At 72.4% G+C, this 19713-nt stretch carries 18 protein-coding genes; 13 read left to right on the top strand and 5 right to left on the bottom strand.

What is annotated here, in order from left to right:
* Positions 1-7 precede the first annotated feature (7 nt).
* From Prubr_RS22270 to Prubr_RS22300, 7 genes are all read left to right on the top strand, one after another.
* The gene (locus Prubr_RS22270; RefSeq protein WP_212816842.1) at positions 8-1666 is read left to right on the top strand and encodes an NAD(P)/FAD-dependent oxidoreductase; all 1659 of its coding nucleotides are present in this window, start codon (positions 8-10) and stop codon (positions 1664-1666) included.
* On the top strand, positions 1663-3108 hold the full coding sequence (locus Prubr_RS22275) for an ATP-binding protein (protein ID WP_212816843.1): 1446 nt from the start codon (positions 1663-1665) through the stop codon (positions 3106-3108). Before Prubr_RS22270 ends, Prubr_RS22275 begins: the two co-directional genes overlap by 4 nt.
* A 51-nt stretch (positions 3109-3159) precedes the next feature.
* Complete coding sequence (locus Prubr_RS22280; RefSeq protein WP_212816844.1) at positions 3160-4065, top strand: hypothetical protein; 906 nt, start codon at positions 3160-3162, stop codon at positions 4063-4065.
* 23 nt (positions 4066-4088) lie between these two features.
* A complete protein-coding gene (locus Prubr_RS22285; RefSeq protein WP_212816845.1) occupies positions 4089-5492 on the top strand; it encodes a hypothetical protein in 1404 nt (467 codons plus the stop codon).
* Between the two features lie 101 nt (positions 5493-5593).
* Positions 5594-5821, top strand: coding sequence for an ATP-binding protein (locus Prubr_RS22290; protein ID WP_212816846.1), 228 nt, complete (start codon positions 5594-5596; stop codon positions 5819-5821).
* A gap of 66 nt (positions 5822-5887) precedes the next feature.
* Complete coding sequence (locus tag Prubr_RS22295; RefSeq protein WP_212816847.1) at positions 5888-6796, top strand: hypothetical protein; 909 nt, start codon at positions 5888-5890, stop codon at positions 6794-6796.
* A 27-nt stretch (positions 6797-6823) separates the two neighbouring features.
* The gene (locus Prubr_RS22300) at positions 6824-7552 is read left to right on the top strand and encodes a hypothetical protein (protein ID WP_212816848.1); all 729 of its coding nucleotides are present in this window, start codon (positions 6824-6826) and stop codon (positions 7550-7552) included.
* A 111-nt stretch (positions 7553-7663) separates the two neighbouring features.
* Here the strand turns inward: Prubr_RS22300 and Prubr_RS22305 are convergent, their stop codons facing one another.
* The 4 genes from Prubr_RS22305 to Prubr_RS36995 all read right to left on the bottom strand — a co-directional run bounded on the left by Prubr_RS22305 (position 7664) and on the right by Prubr_RS36995 (position 11544).
* On the bottom strand, positions 7664-8422 hold the full coding sequence (locus tag Prubr_RS22305) for a class I SAM-dependent methyltransferase (RefSeq protein ID WP_212816849.1): 759 nt from the start codon (positions 8420-8422) through the stop codon (positions 7664-7666).
* A gap of 158 nt (positions 8423-8580) precedes the next feature.
* Positions 8581-9357: a hypothetical protein gene (locus Prubr_RS22310; RefSeq protein ID WP_212816850.1), complete on the bottom strand. Its 777-nt coding sequence runs from the start codon at positions 9355-9357 to the stop codon at positions 8581-8583.
* Between the two features lie 130 nt (positions 9358-9487).
* A complete protein-coding gene (locus Prubr_RS36990) occupies positions 9488-9793 on the bottom strand; it encodes a cellulose binding domain-containing protein (RefSeq protein WP_246567488.1) in 306 nt (101 codons plus the stop codon).
* The gene (locus Prubr_RS36995; RefSeq protein WP_246567490.1) at positions 9790-11544 is read right to left on the bottom strand and encodes an endo-1,4-beta-xylanase; all 1755 of its coding nucleotides are present in this window, start codon (positions 11542-11544) and stop codon (positions 9790-9792) included. The genes Prubr_RS36990 and Prubr_RS36995 overlap by 4 nt, the downstream gene beginning before the upstream one ends.
* Before the next feature lie 375 nt (positions 11545-11919).
* Between Prubr_RS36995 and Prubr_RS22325 the strand changes: the two genes are divergently transcribed.
* The 6 genes from Prubr_RS22325 to Prubr_RS22350 all read left to right on the top strand — a co-directional run bounded on the left by Prubr_RS22325 (position 11920) and on the right by Prubr_RS22350 (position 18565).
* The gene (locus Prubr_RS22325; protein ID WP_212816851.1) at positions 11920-13056 is read left to right on the top strand and encodes a S1 family peptidase; all 1137 of its coding nucleotides are present in this window, start codon (positions 11920-11922) and stop codon (positions 13054-13056) included.
* A gap of 156 nt (positions 13057-13212) precedes the next feature.
* A complete protein-coding gene (locus Prubr_RS22330; RefSeq protein WP_246567493.1) occupies positions 13213-14196 on the top strand; it encodes a diacylglycerol/lipid kinase family protein in 984 nt (327 codons plus the stop codon).
* Positions 14193-15290: a YihY/virulence factor BrkB family protein gene (locus tag Prubr_RS22335; RefSeq protein ID WP_212816853.1), complete on the top strand. Its 1098-nt coding sequence runs from the start codon at positions 14193-14195 to the stop codon at positions 15288-15290. Before Prubr_RS22330 ends, Prubr_RS22335 begins: the two co-directional genes overlap by 4 nt.
* A 77-nt stretch (positions 15291-15367) precedes the next feature.
* On the top strand, positions 15368-16864 hold the full coding sequence (locus Prubr_RS22340; protein ID WP_246567496.1) for a phosphatase PAP2 family protein: 1497 nt from the start codon (positions 15368-15370) through the stop codon (positions 16862-16864).
* A gap of 87 nt (positions 16865-16951) precedes the next feature.
* Positions 16952-17761 (top strand): endonuclease/exonuclease/phosphatase family protein, encoded by an 810-nt coding sequence (locus Prubr_RS22345; RefSeq protein ID WP_212816854.1) that lies wholly within the window; start codon positions 16952-16954, stop codon positions 17759-17761.
* 78 nt (positions 17762-17839) lie between these two features.
* The gene (locus tag Prubr_RS22350) at positions 17840-18565 is read left to right on the top strand and encodes a hypothetical protein (protein ID WP_212816855.1); all 726 of its coding nucleotides are present in this window, start codon (positions 17840-17842) and stop codon (positions 18563-18565) included.
* A 184-nt stretch (positions 18566-18749) separates the two neighbouring features.
* On the opposite strand, the gene Prubr_RS22355 is transcribed toward Prubr_RS22350, so the two are convergent.
* Positions 18750-19712, bottom strand: coding sequence for a TIGR03557 family F420-dependent LLM class oxidoreductase (locus Prubr_RS22355; RefSeq protein WP_212816856.1), 963 nt, complete (start codon positions 19710-19712; stop codon positions 18750-18752).
* Between the last annotated feature and the right edge of the window lies 1 nt (position 19713).

Below are 19713 nucleotides of genomic sequence, written 5' to 3' on the forward strand. Positions count from 1 at the left end.
TTACCGCATGGCGAACCCGGCGATCCTCACCGTCGACGACGACCCGGCCGTGTCCCGGGCGGTGGCCCGCGACGTGCGGCGACGGTACGGCGACCGCTACCGCGTCGTGCGGGCCACTTCCGGCGCCGAGGCCCTCGACGCGCTGCGTGAGATCAAGTTGCGCGGCGAGCAGGTCGCGGTCCTGCTCGCCGACTACCGGATGCCGGCGATGAACGGTATCGAGTTCCTCGAGGCCGCGATGGACCTCTTCCCCCGCGCCCGGCGGGTCCTGCTGACCGCGTACGCCGACACCAACGCGGCGATCGACGCGATCAACGTCGTCGACCTCGACCACTACCTGCTCAAACCCTGGCATCCGCCGGAGGAGAAGCTCTACCCGGTGCTCGACACCCTGCTCGAGGCGTGGCAGGCGACCCCCGATCCGGCGATCACGGAGATGCGGGTCGTCGGGCACCGCTGGTCGGCGCCGTCGTTCGCCGTACGCGACTTCCTGGCCCGCAACCTGGTGCCGTTCCGGTGGCTGCTCTCCGACGAGCCCGAGGGCGGCCGCCTGCTGACCGCCGCCGGGGTGACCGCGGCCGACGTACCGCTGGTCGTGACGCCGGACGGCAAGTCGCTGGTCATGCCGTCCGAGGCCGACCTGGCCGCGCACATCGGCCTGAGCACCACCCCGGCCGCCGACTTCTACGACCTGGTCGTGGTCGGCGGCGGACCGGCCGGGCTCGGCGCCGCCGTGTACGGCGCGTCCGAGGGGCTGCGGACCATGCTGGTCGAGCGGCGGGCCACCGGCGGCCAGGCCGGCCAGAGCAGCCGGATCGAGAACTACCTGGGCTTTCCCGACGGGGTGTCCGGTTCGCAGCTCACCGAGCGGGCCCGCCGGCAGGCGCTGAAGTTCGGCACCGAGCTGCTCAGCGCCCGCGACGTCGTCGGCCTGGAGTCGGCCGGGTCGGCCAAGGTGCTGCGGTTCGCCGACGGCAGCTCGATCGCCGCGCACACCGTCGTGCTCGCCACCGGTGTCGCCTACCGCCGGCTGGCCGCACCCGGGCTGGAGGAACTGACCGGCCAGGGCGTCTTCTACGGGTCGGCGACGACCGAGGCGCCCAGCTGCTCCGGCGCCGACGTCTACATCGTCGGTGGCGCCAACTCCGCCGGGCAGGCCGCGGTCCACTTCGCCCGGTACGCCGGCCGCGTGCACATGCTCATCCGTGGCGGCGACCTGCGGCGGTCGATGTCGCAGTACCTGATCGAGCAGATCCAGGGCATCGGCAACATCGAGGTGCACCCGTTCACCGAGGTCGCCGGCGGCACCGGCGACGACCACCTGGAACGGCTCGAACTGCGCGACACCCGCGACGGGCGGACCCGGGTCGTCGACACGTCGTGGCTGTTCATCTTCATCGGCGCCGAGCCGCGCACGGACTGGCTCGGCGGCGCCGTGCAGCGCGATGGGCGCGGGTTCGTGCTGACCGGCCCCGACCTGATGGCGGGCGGCGGGCGGCCACCGGGCTGGGCCCTGCCCCGCGACCCCTACCACCTGGAGGCGAGCGTGCCCGGGGTGTTCGCCGCCGGCGACGTACGCGCCGAGTCGGTCAAACGGGTCGCGTCGGCCGTCGGCGAGGGCGCGATGGCCGTGTCCCTGGTCCACCGCTACCTGGCCGCCCAATGACCGGGCCGGTGCCGGGCGGGGCGGACCTGCCGACGCTGCGCCTCGACGAGCTGCGGACGCTGTTCCTGTTCGAGGCGCTCGACGACGAGCAGCTGACCTTCCTGAGCGGGCAGGGCCGGGTCGAGTCGCACCCGGCCGGCGCCACCGTCTGGGCCGAGGGCGACGACGCCACCTGCTTCTACGTACTGCTGAGCGGCACGATCGCGCTGAGCGGCCGGGTCCGCGGCGACGACGTCGAGGTCACCCGCACCGACCAGCGCGGCGTGTACGGCGGCGCCACCCAGGCGTACCTCGGCGACCGGGTACCGCAGACGTACCGCAACTCGCTGACCGCGCTGACCGACGCCGAGTTCTTCGTGCTGCCGGCGCAGACGTTCGCCGAGGTCATGCGTGACTGGTTCCCGATGGCGATGCACCTGCTCGAGGGCCTGTTCTACGGGATGCGGGCGGCCCAGAACACGGTCGGGGAGCGGGAACGGCTGCTCGCCCTCGGCCAACTGTCGGCCGGGCTGACCCACGAGCTGAACAACCCCGCCGCGGCCGCCGTACGCGCCACGTCGGTGCTGCGCGGCCGGGTCGCCGGCATGCGGCAGAAACTGGCCATGATCGCCGACGGCCGGCTCGACGGACGGCAACTGCACCGGCTGGTCGAACTGCAGGACGAGGCGGTCAAACGGACCGCCACGGTCCCCGTCCGCACCCCGCTTGCGATCAGCGACGCCGAGGACGAACTGTCGGACTGGCTCGACGACCACGACATCACCGGCGGCTGGGACCTCGCACCCACCCTCGTCGCCGGCGGGGTCGACACACCCTGGCTCGACCAGATCACCGACGCCGTCGGCGACGAGAACCGCGAAGCCGCGGTCCGCTGGCTGACGTACACCATCGAGACCGAACTGCTGATGGGCGAGATCGAGGACGCCGTCACCCGGATCTCGACGCTGGTGTCGGCGGCCAAGCAGTACTCCCAGCTCGACCGCGCCCCGCACCAGACGGTCGACGTGCACGAACTGCTCGACGCCACGCTGGTGATGTTCAACGCCAAGCTGCCCGACGGCGTACGCGTCGAGAAACACTACGACCGCACGCTGCCGGCCATCCCGGCGTATGCCGGCGAACTCAACCAGGTGTGGACGAACCTGATCGACAACGCGATCGGCGCGATGCGGGACACCGGCGGCACGCTGAGCCTGCGCACCACCCGGGTCGACGAGTGGCTCTGCGTGGAGATCGGCGACACCGGGCCGGGCATCCCCGCCGACGTACGGCCCCGGATCTTCGAACCGTTCTTCACCACCAAGCCGGTCGGCGAGGGGACCGGCCTCGGCCTGGACATCTCATACCGCATCGTGGTCAAGAAGCACCACGGCGACATCCGGGTCGAGTCGTCACCCGGCGACACCCGGTTCCAGGTGCTGCTGCCGCTGGCCGCCGGCTGAGCCGAATCTCGGAAGAAGCCGCACATCTGTCCGATATGGCATCATCGCGCGGTGATCTTACGGGGCTGGTTACTTGCCGGGTTCGTGCTGTCCGCCCTGGCCCACCTGGTCGGGGTCGCCAGCATCTCGCCGCTGATGCCGGGCGCCGAGATGCTGGCCTGGGCGCTGCTCGCCGCGTACGTGACCGTCGGTGGAGGTATCCGGCTCCCGGCGGTCCGGCTCCTGCTCGCCGGGCTGCTGGCGCTGCTGCTGGTGGCCGTCTGGGCCTGGGCCACCCGGCCGGAACCAACCGCCTCCTTCGGGTTCTTCGTCTACCGCGACAGTCTTCCCGAGCCGTCCGTCAGCGACGCCGTGGTCGGCGGCCTGCGGGTCAGCTGGCTGCCGGTGCTGGCGGCCGTGCTGCTGGTCGCCGCGGCGGCGGTCGCGACCCGTACCGGTCCGGCGCACCCACCGGCCGCGCCGACTCCCGTCGCTCCACCGGGAGCGCCGGCGGTTCTGGTGAGCGCTGTCGGCGCGGCGCTGGCGGTCGGCTACTACAGCGCCGCGGTCGCCGCCTGGGCCCGGTCGACCGGCGCATACGGGCCGATCCACCTGATCGCCGCCGCACTGCCCGCACTGCTGGTCGCGCTCGCCGCGGTGGCGGTGGCCGGCCGGCTGCTGGACGGCCCACCCGGGCCACGCCCGGCCACCAAGCCCCTGCTGGTGGCCGGCCTGTCGCTGACCATGCTCGCCGTACTGGCGTTCGCCGACGCCGTCATGGGGCAGTCCTGGTCGAACCTCTACTTCGACTACGAGTCACCCGGCCCCCGCCCGGATGCCATGTCCACTGCGCTGCTGCCCGTCAATGTGCCGGTCCGCGATGCGTTGTGGTTCGCCGGCGCCGCCCTGCTCGCACTCGGCTGCCCGACCGGCCGCCGTACCCAGGTGCCAGCGGCCATGGGCACCGGAAAGGCGTAAAGCTGTGTGGTACATGTGGTCGCGTGGCTGAGGCGAATGAGGCTGTCGCGGCGGTCGACTGGAACCGTCTCTTCCACGCCCACGGCCCTGCGACCGATACGCCCAGATATCTGCAAGCGTTGGTGTCGGACGACGACGCGGCGGTCGCTGCGGCATACCAACACCTCTGGTCCGCCGTACTGCGTCCAGGAACGGTCTGGCCGGCGACACCGCCGGTGGCGCGCATCCTGGCGACCCTCATCCACGATCCGCGGCTCGGCGCCGGCGACGAGACGATCCGGCAGGGCCTGCTGGTCTTCCTGCGTGCGGTCGGCAAGGCGGTAGCGGTCGTCGAGCGCATCGCCCCGGTACGGGAATCGGCGTATCCGAGCGACGCATCGGTCACCGGCGCCTGGTTGGGCGCGTACCTGACGGCCGACGAGGAAGACCGGGCGGCGCTGTGCACCCACCCCGCCCGCGACCTTGTGTTGCGGCGTGCGGTGGTCGACTGTTTCGACCTGCTGCCGGAACTGCTCGACCAGGTCAAGCCGTTCCTCACGCACCCGTCGCCCGCTGTCCGGTCGTGCGCGGTTGCCGCCATCGGAACGCTTGCCCGCCACCCGGCGGCCGCGCCCGACCGGCCGGCCTTGATCCACGCGTTCGAACAGGCCGTACGAGCGACCGACGACATCCGAGAGCATGCCGCACTGCTGATCGGCATCGGGGAACTCGGCGGCACCCCGCGCGCCTGGCTCACCGATCCCAGGCCCGGGGTGCGGGGCTGTGCCGCCCTTGCCCCGACACTCGCCGACGACCCGGCAGCGATCGACGTCCTGGTCGCCCTGTCACGTTCACCGCGCGCGTTCGACCGGGCGTTCGCGCCAATGCTCGCACCGCCCGCCTACCGACTCATGTCACTGCCGCAGTTCGAGGGGACGCCCCGCTGGGCGTTGATCGACACGGTCTGCGCCCGGGTCGCCGACTTCGAGCGCATCGCCACCGGTGCGCTGGCGGTGGTCCCGCTGGCGTTCCGGATGGCGCCGTGTCCGGACCTCGGGCCGTTTCTCGAAGTGGCCTTCGCGGACGGTTGGCCGACGCCGGACGCCGTGACACCGGCGCAGCGGGCCCTGGTCGCGGCGGTTGGCGAACACGACGAGTTGTGGGATCCGGACAACGCCTATCGGCAGGCCACCCTGACCGACCTCGGACTTCCCGACGATCGGGAACGGTGGCAGGCACTCGGGCGTCCACCGGTGTTCCGCGACCATTCCGGGGTGTGGCTACCCGACGGACTCCGGGGCTGCGCCTGCGCCCCATGCGGTGGGTCGGCGCGGAACGCACCGACCCGGCATTCGCCGGGAAGATCGTGTCCCGAACCGCCGCAGCCTTCTCCGCAGGCGCGGACAACGGTCCACAGGCCGCCAGGATCACCATCCAGTCCGATCTGACCTTTACGCTCACCGTTGAGGGCCGGGGACTACCGCCGTCCCGCCGCGACGGCGAGCCGTTTGCGCTGACCGAGATGTTCACCGGTCTATCCACGGGACAGATGCCGCACCTACAGTTCGGAATCAACGCCGCGTACTGCTCCGCGGTCTCGGTACGCTCCTGGTTCGACGGGCGGGTCTACGCGCAGGAGTTCATCGACCTCGCCCCGCTCGGGCCCGTCGAGGACATCGGGGCCACCGACCGGAGCGGATTCGAGGTCATCTTCACCCTCGACAGTCAGTGGCTACCGGCCGACGCCGTCATACCCCGCAGCCTGGGCACCGGATAGCGCATCACATCGCCTCCCGAAGCTCCGTCCCCGCTGGCTGTCTGTCCGATGTGGCATCATCGCGCGGTGACCTCACGGGGATGGTTACTCATCTGCTTCATCCTGGCCGGAGTGGCGCATCTGACCGGCCTCGCCACCTCCTCGCCGCTACTGCCCGGGGCCGAGCTGCTGGCCTGGGCGCTGCTGGCGGCGTACGTGCTGGTCGGCGGCGGGACGCGTCTGCCGGCGGGCCGGCTCCTTCTTACCGCCGTGCTGGTGCTCACGCTCTCGGCCGCCTGGGACTGGCTGACCACACCGGACCCGGGTGCTGTGCGCCAGTTCCTCGCGCCGGCACCGGATGCCGCCGGAGACGCCACCGCTGTCGGCGCATTCGCGGCCGGGCTCGGCAGCGGTTGGCGGCCGCGGCTTGCCGTCGCACTGCTGATCGCGGCCGCGGTGACCCGCCACGCTGCCGCGCCGCCCGGCGGAACCCCGCCGATCGGGCGGAGGGCCTGGCCGTTGCCCGCGATCCTGGTCGCGGGTGTCGGGGCGGCCGTCGTCATCGGATACATCGCTCTCGAGATCGCCGAACGGACGCGTCTCGTCGAGGACGGCCGGCCCGTACACCTGGTCGCCATGGCGCTGCCCGGCCTGCTTGCCGCTCTCGCCGCGGTGGTCGCGGCCGGCTACGTCCTGCTGGGGCCCCGGCCGGCACCCCGGGCCGTGCGGATTTCGCTCGGTGCCGGACTGCTGCTGCTCGGCATGACCGCTCTGGCGATATCGAGCACCACGATGGGCGTCTGGCGGATCGCCTACGCCCGGTACGACGAGTACTCCGCGGGCGCACTCTGGACCAGCGCCGTCGCCCTCTCCAGCAACACCACCTTTCCCACCGCGATGCTGTCGCAGTTCGCCGGTGTCGCCCTGATCGCTGTCGGCTGCCTGGCCGGAAGCCGGTCGCCGGCGACACCGGCCGACGCGACCGGATCGGGGTAGCGCATGCCGTCGGGGAGCGTCATCGACGTGGCCGTAGCGATCCGGGCCGCCCTCCGGCGTTCGGCGCTGGTGTACGCCCTGGCGGGCGTCACGCTCGGGGCGGCGGCCTTCGTCGCGGACGAGGTGCCGCCCGCGGTGGCGCAGTTCGTCACGCCGCTGGTGAGTTCCGGCTCCGCGTGGGGACTCGTCGCGCTGGTCATCGGTTATGTCGCCTGGACCTACCGGTCGGCGGCCGTCGTCGCCGTCGGTGTCCTCGCGCTGTCGACCGTCACCTACTACGCGCTCATTCTCGTCGTCAGCCAGCGTTGGAACGCCGGCGTCCAGCCGTGGGAAGTGGACAGTGCGGCGGTGTCGCTGTCCGGACTCGCCTCCGTGGCACGGGCGATGACGTTCTGGCTCGTCGCGTCCGTCGGCGCGGGCGTGTTCATGGGCTGGCTCGGTCAGGCCGTCCGGCGCGGCACCACCCGCCTCCAGTCCATCGCGTCCGGGATCGCGATGGGCTTCCTGCCCGGCGAGGGCACGTACGCGATCTTCCAGATCGTCGTCCTCTGGGGCGGGCCGGTCGACTCCTTCCACTGGAGCCGGTTGTTGTCGGCGGTCGTACAGGTGACCCTGGCCGTCGTGGTCGTGTCCGTGCTGTTGTGGCTCCGCCGCCGGAGCATCTCGTGGTGGGTGTTCGTGGTGACCGCGGCGGCCTCGGTCGTCGCCGGCACCACGCTCTGGCACCTCGTGGCGTCCGTCCGGATGGTGATGTAGCCGGCTCGCCGTCGATCGTCTGCTGTTCAGGCAGTCGACACGCCGTGCCGGATGAGCCGGAACAGCAGACGATCATGAGGAAGCCGCCGCTCCGGGGCTGGCGGTGCCGGGTCAGCGGCTCTCGCGTCTTGCCTCGATCAGTGTCCGGGTGGAGTGCGCCAGGAAGGAACCGTGTTCGCGGATGTGCGCGTCGAGCCGGACGAGGTCCTCGCGGTAGCGGTCCACGGAGAAGTCGGGCACCCACCAGACACACTTGCGGAGGATGTAGACGACCGCGCCGATGTCGAAGAACTCCATGCGGCAGCGAGCCGTACGCAGATCCACGATCCGTAGCCCGGCCGACCGGGCCGCGGCCGCCGCGGTCTCGGGATCGCGGCCCAGACCTTCCCGTGGCAGCGGACCGACGAACCATTCGATCAACTCGAACGCCGACGCCGGCCCGACGTGCTGGGCGAGGTACGTTCCGTCGTCGGCCAGCACCCGGGCGATCTCGGGCCAGTCGGGGCGTACCGGGTGGCGGCTGCTGACCAGGTCGAAGGCGGCTTCCGGCAACGGCAGCGGCCGGCCCTGCTCCACGGGTACGACCTCCACGCCGCGGTGCGACAGCAGGCGGCGCGCCCGCTCGAAGTTCGGCGGCCATCCTTCGGTGACGACCATCCGTGGCGGCAGCCGTGGAACCTCGGCGATGACCTCGCCGCCCCCGGTGTCGATGTCGAGGGCCGAGTCGACGTGGGCCAGCCGCGACGCGAGCAACCGCGAGTATCCCCACGGGGGTCGTTCCTCGGTCGCCCGGCCGTCGAGCCAGTCGAAGCTCCATCCGGACACATCCACAGTGGCGGCTTCACCGACGAGTTCGTCGAAGGTACGCATGCCGACATCGTCGCAACGCCATCAACCGAATTCGGGCCGCAGGTCCGGGTTCAGGCGATGATCGTCTGCTGCTCAGACAGTCGACACGCCGTGCCGGATGAGCCGGATCAGCAGACGATCATGAGGGTCCGGTGCAGGGTCGGCGCCGAGAGGCCCGGTCAGCACCACATCACCGGGTTGCCGGTCGCCACCGATGCCGCGCACAACCGGCGCAGGGCCCCCACGATGTAGTCGAAGTCCGCGGCCGAGCGTGGCCGGCTCTCCACCTTGAAGCGCGGCGGTGGCGTCCGCTGCCCACCGATCGGCGGCATCGCCACCCGTGCCGTCATCCCGCCGCCGGTGAACTCCAGCTGACCGTCAGGCAGCACCCGCTGCTCGAACCGGCTCGCCCGGAAGAGGGTGACCGGCGGGTCCGCGTCGGGGTCGAGGACGAAGAAGCCGTCCGGGTCCACCCCCGCGCGATAACCCGGCCCCAGCGTCGTCACCCCGCAGTACGCCGCGACGTACGTCATCAGCTCCTGTCCGGTCGCCTCGTCGACCAGAACCACCTCGTCCCCGATCCGCGCCCGGTGCACGAAGAAGTCAAGCTCGTCCAGCATCCGGGCCGCCTGCTCGGCCGGCATCCAACCGCCGTTGCCGCTGGGCAGGCCGGCGTGCAGCGTAGGGAAGTGCGACCAGCCAGCCGCCTCCAGGGTCTGCTGGAACAGGCGTAGGCCGGCCCAGTTGGAGACCCGCTCGCCCGCCTGCTCCATCTGCTCGTGCGGGCAGGCCCGCTCCACCCAGGTGTCGAAGGCGGCGTGCGCGTCCTCGTTGCCCTCCCAGGGCAGCAGCAGGTTCAGATAGCCCTCCTCGTCGAGGCCGACCGGGCCGACCGGGGGCGGGGCGGCGGTCCCGTCTTGCCAGCAGCGGCAGTACACGTATGCGTCGAGTCCCACGCCGACACGCTAGAGAATCCGGCCCTTCGCCGCGCGCCCTTATCGGCTGTCGGGCCGGTGCGCGGCCTCCTGGGTGATCGCGGCCGGGGATGGGCCGGTGCCGGCCCGCGAGGGCCGGCACCGGCAACGGTCAGCCGATGGTGCAGGGCAGGTTGTTGAGGGTGAAGGCGGTCGGGGCCGGGTTGCCGCCGGTCCAGCTGGCGAGGAACCCGACGGTGACGGGCGTGCCCGGTGTGATGGTGCCGTTCCAGGCCGCGTTGGTCACGGCCACGTTCGCGCCGGTCTGCGTGTGGGTGCCGTTCCACGCCTGGCTGATCTGCTGGCCGCCGCCGAACGTCCAGCGCAGCGTCCAGCCGGAGACCGGTGCCCCGGTGACGGTGACCCGTACGTCGCCCTGGAATCCGCCGGGCCACTGCCCGGCGACCGCGTACGTCACCTGGCAGGTCGTCCCCGGCGGCGGCCCGGTGGTCGGCGGCGGCGTGGTGGGTGGCGGCGTGGTCGGCGGCGGCGTCGTGGGCGGCGGAGTCGTCGGCGGGGGAGTCGTGGGCGGGGAGTCGTCGGCGGGGGAGTCGTCGGCGTCGGGCTCGGCGTCGTCTCGATCTTCGTTGGGTCGACCACGCCCCAGTACGCCGGCTTGGCCTGGAGCCGTTCGTCGAACAGCAGCGGGGCGTCGTTGCGGGTCACCGGGAACGTGTCGAGCCAGGTGTCGTCGTCGGCCAGGCCCCACAACGTCACGGAGGTGATCTCGCTGGCGTAGCGCCGGTAGAGGTCGAACAGGTCGCGGTAGCGGTAGGCCTGCTTGAGCAGCCGGTCGCGCGGCGGGGTCGGGAACGACTCGGAGTTGTTGGTGTAGATGCTGATGTCCATCTCGGTGATCTGCTGGTCGACGCCGAGCGGGATGAACTTCGTCAGCATCGCCTCGGTTTCGCTGATCGACGGCCAGTCGATGTTGACGTGCATCTGGTGGCCGACGCCGTCGACCGGCACGCCCTCGGCCTTGAGTTGGGCGACCAGGTTGTAGAGCTTGTCGCGCTTGCTCGGCACGTTGGTGTTGTAGTCGTTGATGTAGAGCTTGGCGGCCGGGTCGACCTGGCGGGCGACGCGGAACGCGGTACGGATGTAGTCCAGGCCGGTGATCTCGAACCAGCGGCTGCGCCGCATCCCGTCGGACTGGTTCTCGTCGATGACCTCGTTGACGACGTCCCAGGCGCTGATGTCGCCGGCGTAGTGACCGGCGACGCCGCGGATGTGGTCCTCCAGGCGGGACAGCAGCAGGGCCTTGTTCGCCGGGGTGGCGGTCATGTCGTTGCCGGCGGCGTCCTTGAACACCCACGCCGGGGTCTGCTGGTGCCAGACCAGGGTGTGACCGCGTACCTCCATGTTGTTCGTCTGGGCGAAGGCGACGATGCGGTCGGCGTCGGTGAACCGGAAGGTGCCCTCGGTGGGTTGGGTGGCGTCCCACTTCATCGCGTTGCCGGCGACCACCGAGTTGAAGTGCCGGCGCAGCAGTTGGGCGTGGTTGCCGATGAGTTGGGCCGGGCCGACGGCGGCACCGATCGGGAACTCGTCGACGACGTCCTTGACCGGCGGGATGTCGGTCTGGATCGGCAGGCTGGGTTCGGCGGTCAGGAGGAAGTCGTCGATGTGGAACGCCGCGGTGCCGCTGGCGGTCTCGACGTACGTGGTGAGGAACTCGACGTCGGTCGCCAGGGTGTACTGGCCGCGCAGGTTGACCCAGCCGCCGGCGGTGACCGCGGTGTTGCCGACGACCTGGTCGTAGGTCGGGGTGCCGTCGGTACGCCGCTCGACGCTCAGTCTGGCCTGTGTGGACGGTTCGCCGGCGGCGAGCCGGACCCAGACCGACAGGGTGTAGCGGGTGCCCAGTTCGACGACGTCGAGCAGGTCGCGGACCGGGCCCTCCCAGCTTCGGGTCCGGCCGGTGACGGCGAGGCTGCGGGTGCCGGCGTGGGCGGTGGCGGTGCTGGGGGCGACGGTCTCGTCGGCGCGGGGTGTCCAGCCCTGGCTGGTGCCGTCCTCGAAGGTGTTGTCGAGGACGATGAGCGGGCTGCTGGCCTGCGCCTGCGGGGCGGTGGCCAGCGGTACGGCGACGGCGAGTGAGGCGGTGAGCGCCAGCGCCAGGAAGCCGATCGGGGCGTACGTCGCCCGGCGCATCCGTAATGCGCGCATGTGGTGGCCTTTCTGGGTCGGTACGGGGTGCGCGCGGTCCGGCACGGCTGCCCGGGCGTGCTCAGTGCGCGGTGAGTGCCGGCATGGCCCGGGCATGCCGTGGAGGGGCTCGGCGCCGCGTGCCGGCTCCCGGGGCACGCGGCCGGTGCTCACGCACGTCGAGCCGCCACGATGGAGATCGATGCTATGGGGATCGGTGGTGTCGCGTCAATGTTCCGCGGGGACCGGCCGGTGGTGATCGTATGACGGGAAACATATGTATTCGCGTCGATTGATTCGGTCTACGTTTATGGCACCTGACGGCGTCGCAGAACCGCTCCGGCCAGCGGAAACGGTGCTGCGTGCGTTCCTCACCCCCGACGAAGGGACCCGTCGATGCCTCGCAAGATCGCCTCGGCCGCGGCGGCCGGCGTACTCGCCGCCGGCTTCCTGGCCACCCTCCACCAACCCGCGCTCGCCGCGCCGGTCGACGCCCCCGCCGCGGACGCGGTCTCGGTCGAGATCCTCGCCGCGATGCAGCGCGACCTCGGCCTCACCGCCCCGCAGGCCGAGGCCCGGCTCGCCGCCGACGCCAAGGCCGCCCGCACCGAGCAGTCGCTGCGCGGCACCCTCGGCGCCAGCTACGGCGGCACCTGGCTCGCCGCCGGCAACGAGGTCGTCGTCGGCGTCACCGACGCCGCCGCGGTCGAGCGGGTCCGCGCCGCCGGCGCCACCCCGCGCGTCGTCGCCGCCAGCGAGGCCGCGCTGACCGCGGTCAAGGACGGCCTCGACGCGCACGGCACCAGCGCCCCGAAGTCGGTCACCGGCTGGTACGTCGACGTCACCACCAACACCGTGGTCGTGGAGTCGCTGCCTGGCGCCGCCGCCGAGGCGGCCACCTTCGTCGCGGCCAGCGGCGTCAAGGTCGACCGGGTCCGCGTCGACGCCACCGCCCAGGCCCCGCAGCCCTACTACGACGTACGCGGCGGCGACGCCTACTACATCGGCGGATCGCGCTGCTCGGTCGGCTTCTCCGTCGTTGGCGGCTTCGTCACCGCCGGCCACTGCGGCCGGGCCGGCCAGGCGGTCAGCGGCTACAACCAGGTCGCCATGGGCACCATCGCCGGCTCCTCGTTCCCCGGCAACGACTACGGCTGGGTCCGCACCAACAGCAACTGGACCCCGCGCGGCATCGTCAACCGCTACAACGGCACCAACGTCGCGGTCCGCGGCTCGACCGAGTCCGCCGTCGGCGCCTCGATCTGCCGCTCCGGCTCCACCACCGGCTGGCGCTGCGGCACCGTCCAGGCCAAGAACCAGACGGTGAGCTACCCGCAGGGCCAGGTCGGCGGCCTCACCCGCACCAACGCCTGCGCCCAGGGCGGCGACTCCGGCGGCTCGTGGCTCAGCGGCAACCAGGCCCAGGGCGTGACGTCCGGCGGCTCCGGCAACTGCACCACCGGCGGCACCACCTTCTTCCAGCCGCTCCGGGAGATCCTCAGCGTCTACGGCCTGACCCTGGTCACCTCATAACCTCCACACCGCGCAGAGGGCCGGCACGCCATGGCGTGCCGGCCCCGTGCCGTTGTCGTCCCCCGTTCGGGTCGCCCCGAAACCGGTTTCCGGTGCGGGCATCGTCACCGCCGCTTCGGCTCGCCGGCCGGCGCCGCGTGCTGCACACTGGCGCCCGTGAACGGGCGAACTGAGGCGGTACGCTCCGCGGTGGTGGTCAACCCGGCCAAGGTCACCGACCTGGACGAACTGCGCGCCACCGTCGACGGCGCACTGGCGCGGGCCGGCTGGGCCGAACCGATGTGGCTGGAGACCACCGTCGACGACCCCGGCGAGGGCCAGACCAGGCAGGCCGTCGAGGCCGGCGTCGAGGTCGTCTTCGCCTGCGGCGGTGACGGCACCGTGATGTCCTGCGTCGCCGGGCTCGTCGGCACCGACGTGGCCCTGGCCATCCTGCCGGCCGGCACCGGCAACCTGCTCGCGGCCAACCTCGGCCTTTCGACCGACCTCGCCGCCGGCATCGAGGTCGCCGTCGAGCGCGGTCTGCGCCAACTCGACGTCGGTCAGCTCGGCGACCGCCACTTCGTGGTGATGGCCGGCATGGGCTTCGACGCGAAGATGCTCGCCGCCACCTCCGAGAAGACCAAGGCCCGCATCGGTTGGCCGGCGTACGTCGTCGGCGCGGCCCGGCACCTGCGGGACCGCCCGATGCGGGTGCAGATCCGGGTCGACGACCGGCCCCCGGTACGCACCCGGGCCCGCACCGTACTGGTCGCCAACGTCGGTCGGCTCCAGGGCGGCGTCACCCTGCTGCCCAACGCCGAACCCGACGACGGTCTGCTCGACGTCGCCGTACTGACCCCGCGCACCATCCGGCACTGGCTCGCGATGGGCTGGGCGCTGCTGCGCCGCCGGGGCCGGGTGCCCCGGATGCAGGTCTTCCGGGGCCGCCGGGTGTCGATCTCCAGCAACCGTGATCAGCCCCGCGAACTCGACGGCGATCTCATCGAACCGGGCCGTACCCTCGAGGCCACCGTCCGGCCGGGGGCGCTGTGGCTGTGCGTACCCCGTCCGGAGGACGACCCCGACCTGGCCGTCGACGCCGACGCCGCCGGCGAGCGCGGCGAGGATCTCGTGGAACGGGCCCAGGACCGGCGGTGAGCAGCACCCGGCTCGTACCCGAGACCCGGTGCATGGCCGACGAGGAACTGTCGGCTGACGACGCCTGGCACACGCTGCGCCGGCACGGCGGCTGGCACCTGCTGCGCGACGCCTTCGTCCGGTTCCGGTACGGCGACGGGTTCAGCCACTCCCGGGCCCTGGCCCTGCAACTGTGCCTGGCCGTGGTGCCGTTCCTGATCGCCCTCGCCGGCCTGATCACCGACCTCGGCGTCGAGTCCGGCGGGCAGGTCGTCGCCGACACGGTGACCGCGCTGACCCCGGGCGCCAGCGTCGAGATGGTCCGCGAGCTGCTCACCGACGACGACCGCACCGAGGACGTCGGCGAGGTCGCCCTCACCCTCGGCATGTTCACCGGCCTGTTCGCGCTCACCACCGCGATGGCGCAGATCGAACGCGGCGCCAACCGGATCTACGGCGTCGAACGCGACCGGCCGGCGCTGCGCAAGTACGTGCGCGCCGCCACCCTCGCCGTCGGCGCCGGCCTGCCCGCCCTGGCCGGCTTCCTGGTCCTGGTCGCCGGGCGGGCGTTCGGCGACTCGGTGCAGCGCCACTACGCCTGGGGCGAACTCGCCAACACGGTCTGGAACGTGGTCCGCTGGCCGCTGAGCCTGGTGCTGATCGTCGTCGCCGTCGCGGCCCTGTTCCGGTACGCGCCGCGCCGCCGCCAGCCCGGCCTGTCCTGGCTGCTCTTCGGCGCCGGCCTCGCCACCGCCCTGTGGTGGCTGGCCAGCGCCCTGCTCGGCGTCTACGTACGGGTCAGCGACGCGTTCGGTCAGACGTACGGCGCCCTGACCGGCATGATGGCGCTGCTGCTGTGGGCCAACCTGACCGGGATCGCGCTGTTCCTCGGCCTGGCGTTCGCCGCCCAACTCGAGGCGCTGCGGGTCGGCGCCCCGGACCCGGCCCACCCCGACCGCTGGGACCCCGACCGCCCCGACCCCGACCGCCCCGACCCCGACCGCCCCAACCCCGACCACCCTGACCGCGGCCGCCCCGACCGTGACCACCCTGAACGTGACCGGCCGGACGGGGAACGGCCCGGCGCCGACACCGGCGAGATGACCCCGCGGTAGGCGTACGTCGATGTGACCCCGGTGTATCGCGCCGCCCGATCGGGTATCGGGCTGCCAGACACCCAGGGAGGTACGGCGTGCGCACCGAACTCGAACGGACCCGGCGGGTCCCGTGGCGGCCACTGGAACACTTCGCCGGCCGCAGCCTCGCCGGACTGCTCCTCGTCGTCGGCTGCGGACTCGGGTTCGGGCTGCTGCTGATGCTGGTCCGGGTCGAGTTCGGACCGCTGTACGACCTCGACCACGGCACCGCCCAGGAACTCAACCGGGTCATCTCCGAGCAGGGGCCGCTGGTGACCGTACTCCAGGCGATCACCGACCTCGGTGGGCGGCCGATCATGCTGTGGCTGGTCACGGTGGCCGTCGTCGGCCTGCTCATCCGCCGCCAGCCCCGCCTGGCGATCTACCTGGTGGTCGCCGGTGCCGGCGCCCTCTTCCTCGACCCGGCCCTGAAACTGATCGTCGGCCGGCTGCGCCCCGCCGTCGAGGTGGCGCTCACCGGCTCGGCCGGCAACAGCTTTCCCAGCGGACACGCGCTCGGCTCCCTGGTCGCGTACGGTGCGCTGCTGCTGGTCTTCCTGCCCGCGCTGGCGCCGCGCTGGCGGCGGCCGGCGATCTGGATCGTGGCCACCGTCGTCCTCCTGATCGGGTTCACCCGGGTGGCGCTCGGCGTGCACTTCATCAGCGACGTGATCGGCGGCTGGCTGCTCGGCCTGGCCTGGCTCGGCGTCACCGCGTACGCCTTCCGGCTGTGGCGCCTGGAGGTCGGCCAGCGGGTGCCGCACCTGATCGAGGGCCTCGAACCCGAGGCGGCCCACGAGATCGCCCCGGCGCCCGACGAGGAGAAGATCCTGCCGAAGGTCCGGCTCGGCAGCGCCGAGATCATCACCGGCTGGGTGCTGGTCTTCGGTGTGCTGTTCGCGTTCGGGATGCTGGTCAGCTACTACGCCGACGACACCTTCGTCGACACGGTCGACACCGCCGTCCCGCGATGGTTCGCCGAACACCGCACCCCGGCGCTCGACGACTTCAGCCACTGGTGGAGCAAGGCCGGCGACACCCACGCCATCCTGTTCGTCTCGCTGGTCTTCTGCCCGCTGGTCCTGGCCGTGTGGCGCCGCTGGCGGCCGGTGGTCTTCCTGGCCCTGACCATGTTCGGCGAGCTGACCCTCTTCCTCGCCACCACCCGCGCCGTCGACCGGCCGCGTCCGCCGGTGGAGAACCTCGACGGCCCGATGCCGACGGCGTCGTTCCCGTCCGGCCACATCGCCGCCACGATGTGCCTGTGGGTCGCGATCGCCGTGCTGCTCTGGCCGCGTACCGGCCGGGTGCTGCGCTGGCTGGCGGTCACCGCCGCGGTGATCATGCCGCTCGGGGTCGCCGTCTCCCGGATGTACCGGGGCATGCACCACCCCAGCGACCTGGTCGGCGCGATGCTGCTGACCGGGCTGTGGATCGGGCTGCTCTACTGGGTGGTCCGTCCGAACGCCGACGTCGCGGCCGGCAACGAGCCGGCGACCCTGCCCGACGACGACACCGTCTCCGCCGAACTGGAGACCGCCGGTCGCCGCTAGTGCCGTATTCGGCACGTCGGTGCTCGTGGGCGGGTTTAGGCGCGCGGGTCGGGGACCCGGGCGCCGCCGGCGTGCGACGGTGGGAGCATGGCCGTGCGGGCGATGACCTACAACATCAGGACCGGTGGGTCCGACGGCGCCGACCGGTCCCGGCTCGCCGGCGTCGCGGCCGTCGTCGACCGGGTACGTCCCGACCTGCTCGCCCTGCAGGAGTTGCGCGGCTTCGACCGGCGCCGCCTCGCCGGGCTGGCCGAGAGCTGGGGGATGACCGGCCACCTGGCCCGGTCGGTGTCCGGCCAGCCGGTCGGGGTGCTGGTCCGTCCGCCGGCGCGGATCGGGTCGGCCGGGTCGGTGCACCGGCCGTTCCACCACGCCGCCGCGCGGGTCACCGTCGCCACCGACCGCGGCCCGCTGACCGTGATCGGCACCCACCTCCAGCCGTACTCGGGCGGGTGGCGGCTGCGGGAGGCCGGCTGGCTCGCCGCGCCCGCCCGGCCCCGGCGGGGGACCGGGGTCCCGATGGTGCTGCTGATGGGGGACCTCAACTCGCTCGACCCGTGGACCGACCACCGGGAGCGGATCGACCGGCTGCCGCCGGCGTACCGGAGCCGGCACCTGACCCGGGGCGCGGTCGACACCCGGGCGGTCGCCGCGCTCGACCGGGCCGGGTTCGTCGACCTCTTCCGGCGGGCCGGGACGGGAGAGGTGACGCACACCGCCCCGACGACCAGGGGCGGCGGCGCCGAGTTCGCCGACATGCGGCTGGACTACATCCTCGGTACGCCTCCGGTGGCGGATCTGGCCCGGGACTGCCGGGTGGTCGTCGGCGGCGACACCGAATGGGCGTCGGACCACTATCCCGTGATCGCCGATCTCGATCTGTCCCTGGTCGGCTGACGGGCCGGGCGGAACGCCGCCGGTCGGCTATCCGATCTTGGTCGCACGACCCTGGTACGGCCTGACTATCGTGCTGACGTGACCCGCCGCCGCAGCCCCCGCCCGCCCGTCCGGGCCACCCCCGACCCGGAGGTGCCCGCCTGGATCCGGTGGCCGGTCCGGCTGCTCGCGCTGGTGTTCGTCGTGCCGGTGCGGTTGGGCTGGGCGGCGCTGGTCGCGTTCGGCCGGTTCGTGCTCAGCCCGGTCGGCCGGTTCCTCTACCGCTACCTGCTGCGCCCGCTCGGCTGGTTCCTCGACCGGGTCGTCTGGCGCCCGCTGTGCTGGCTGTTCGTCAACCTGCTGTGGCGGCCGCTGGGCTGGCTCGGCCGTTATCTGCTGGTCGTGCCGATCCGGTGGCTGTTCCGGGTGTTCCGGCCGGTGCTGCGGGCCGTCGGCCGGGCGCTGCTCGCCGTGGCCCGCTGGCTGGGCCGAGGGCTGCGGGCCGGCTGGCGGGCGGTCCGGCCCGGCGTCGTCCTCGTCGCCGCCGTGCTGTGGGCGGCCGTGGTCTGGGCCTGGCGGGCCGTCGGCGCGGTGCTCGGCTTCCTCTACCGGCTGCTGCTGCGACCGGTCGGGCTCGCGCTGCGCTGGCTGTGGCGGCACACGGTGGTGCCGGTCGCGCGGGCGGTCGGCTGGCTGTGGCGGGTGACCGTCGTCCCGGCCGGCCGCTGGGTGCGCGACACGGTCTGGCGGCCGGCCGCCGCCACCGCCCGCGGCGTGCTGGTCGCGCTCGGCCTGCGCCGCCCCGATCCCAGATCGGGCCGCTGACCGGCCCGTCCGCCGGCGGGCCCGACCGATGGCGGCAGGACCGCAGCCCGGCCGCCGGCCGGCGCCTAGAACAGCATGTTGACCAGGACGGTCAGCACGATCGACGCGAGCACCGAGATCAGGATCATCAGCAGGCAGCCGAGGCCGCCGCCGAGCGGGCGTACGTCGACGTTGCCGATCCGCATCACAGCTCCCGCAGCCGCGGCACGAGTTCCCGCTCCGCCCAGTCGAGGAACATCGGCTGGCTCGCCCCGCCGACCTGCACCAGCGCGACGTGGCTGAAGCCGGCGTCGACGAACCTCTTGAACGCGGCCACGTGCCGTTCGAGGTCGGGCCCGCACGGGATCGAGGACGCCACGTCCTCTTCCCGGACGAACCCGGTCGCGCTCTCGAACGCCTCCGGGCCGGGCAGGTCGGCGTTGACCTTCCAGCCGAGGCCGAACCAGCGGAACTGGTCGTGCACGATCCGGCGGCACTCCTGTTCGTCCGGGCCGTAGCAGATCGCGACCTGCCCGTACCGGGGCTTGCCGGCCCCGCCGGCGTCGTCGAACAGGGCGATGACCTCCGGGTCGGGTTCGGTGGCGATGAGGCCGTCGGCGTACGAGCCGGCGAGTTCGCACGACGCCGGGCCGGAGGCGGCCACCGCGATCGGCACCCGGGTCGCCGGCCGGTCCCACAGGTACGCCTCGGGCACGTCGTAGTACTCCCCGGAGTATGACAGCGTCTCCCCGTCGAGCAGCGGCGGGATGATCTGCAGCGCCTCCTCGAACATCTCGTGCCGCTGCCGTACGTGCGGCCACGCCCCGACGACGTGTTCGTTGAGGTTCTCGCCGGCGCCGAGCCCGAGGGTGAACCGGCCGTCGGACAGCACGCCGACGGTCGCCGCCTTCTGCGCCACCACGGCCGGGTGGTAGCGGCGGATCGGGCAGGTCACGAACGACATCAGGTCGATCCGCTGGGTCGCGTGGGCGACCGCGCCCAGCACCGACCAGGCGTAGGGGGAGTGGCCCTGGGACTCCAGCCACGGATAGAAGTGGTCGGAGACGACGGCGTGGTCGAAGCCGGCGTGCTCGGCGCGTACCGCGTAGTCGACGAGTTGTTTCGGCGCGGTCTGTTCGGACATCAGGGTGTAGCCCACGGCGACCATG

The sequence above is a fragment of the Polymorphospora rubra genome (genome assembly GCF_018324255.1).
GTDB classification, from domain to species: domain Bacteria; phylum Actinomycetota; class Actinomycetes; order Mycobacteriales; family Micromonosporaceae; genus Polymorphospora; species Polymorphospora rubra.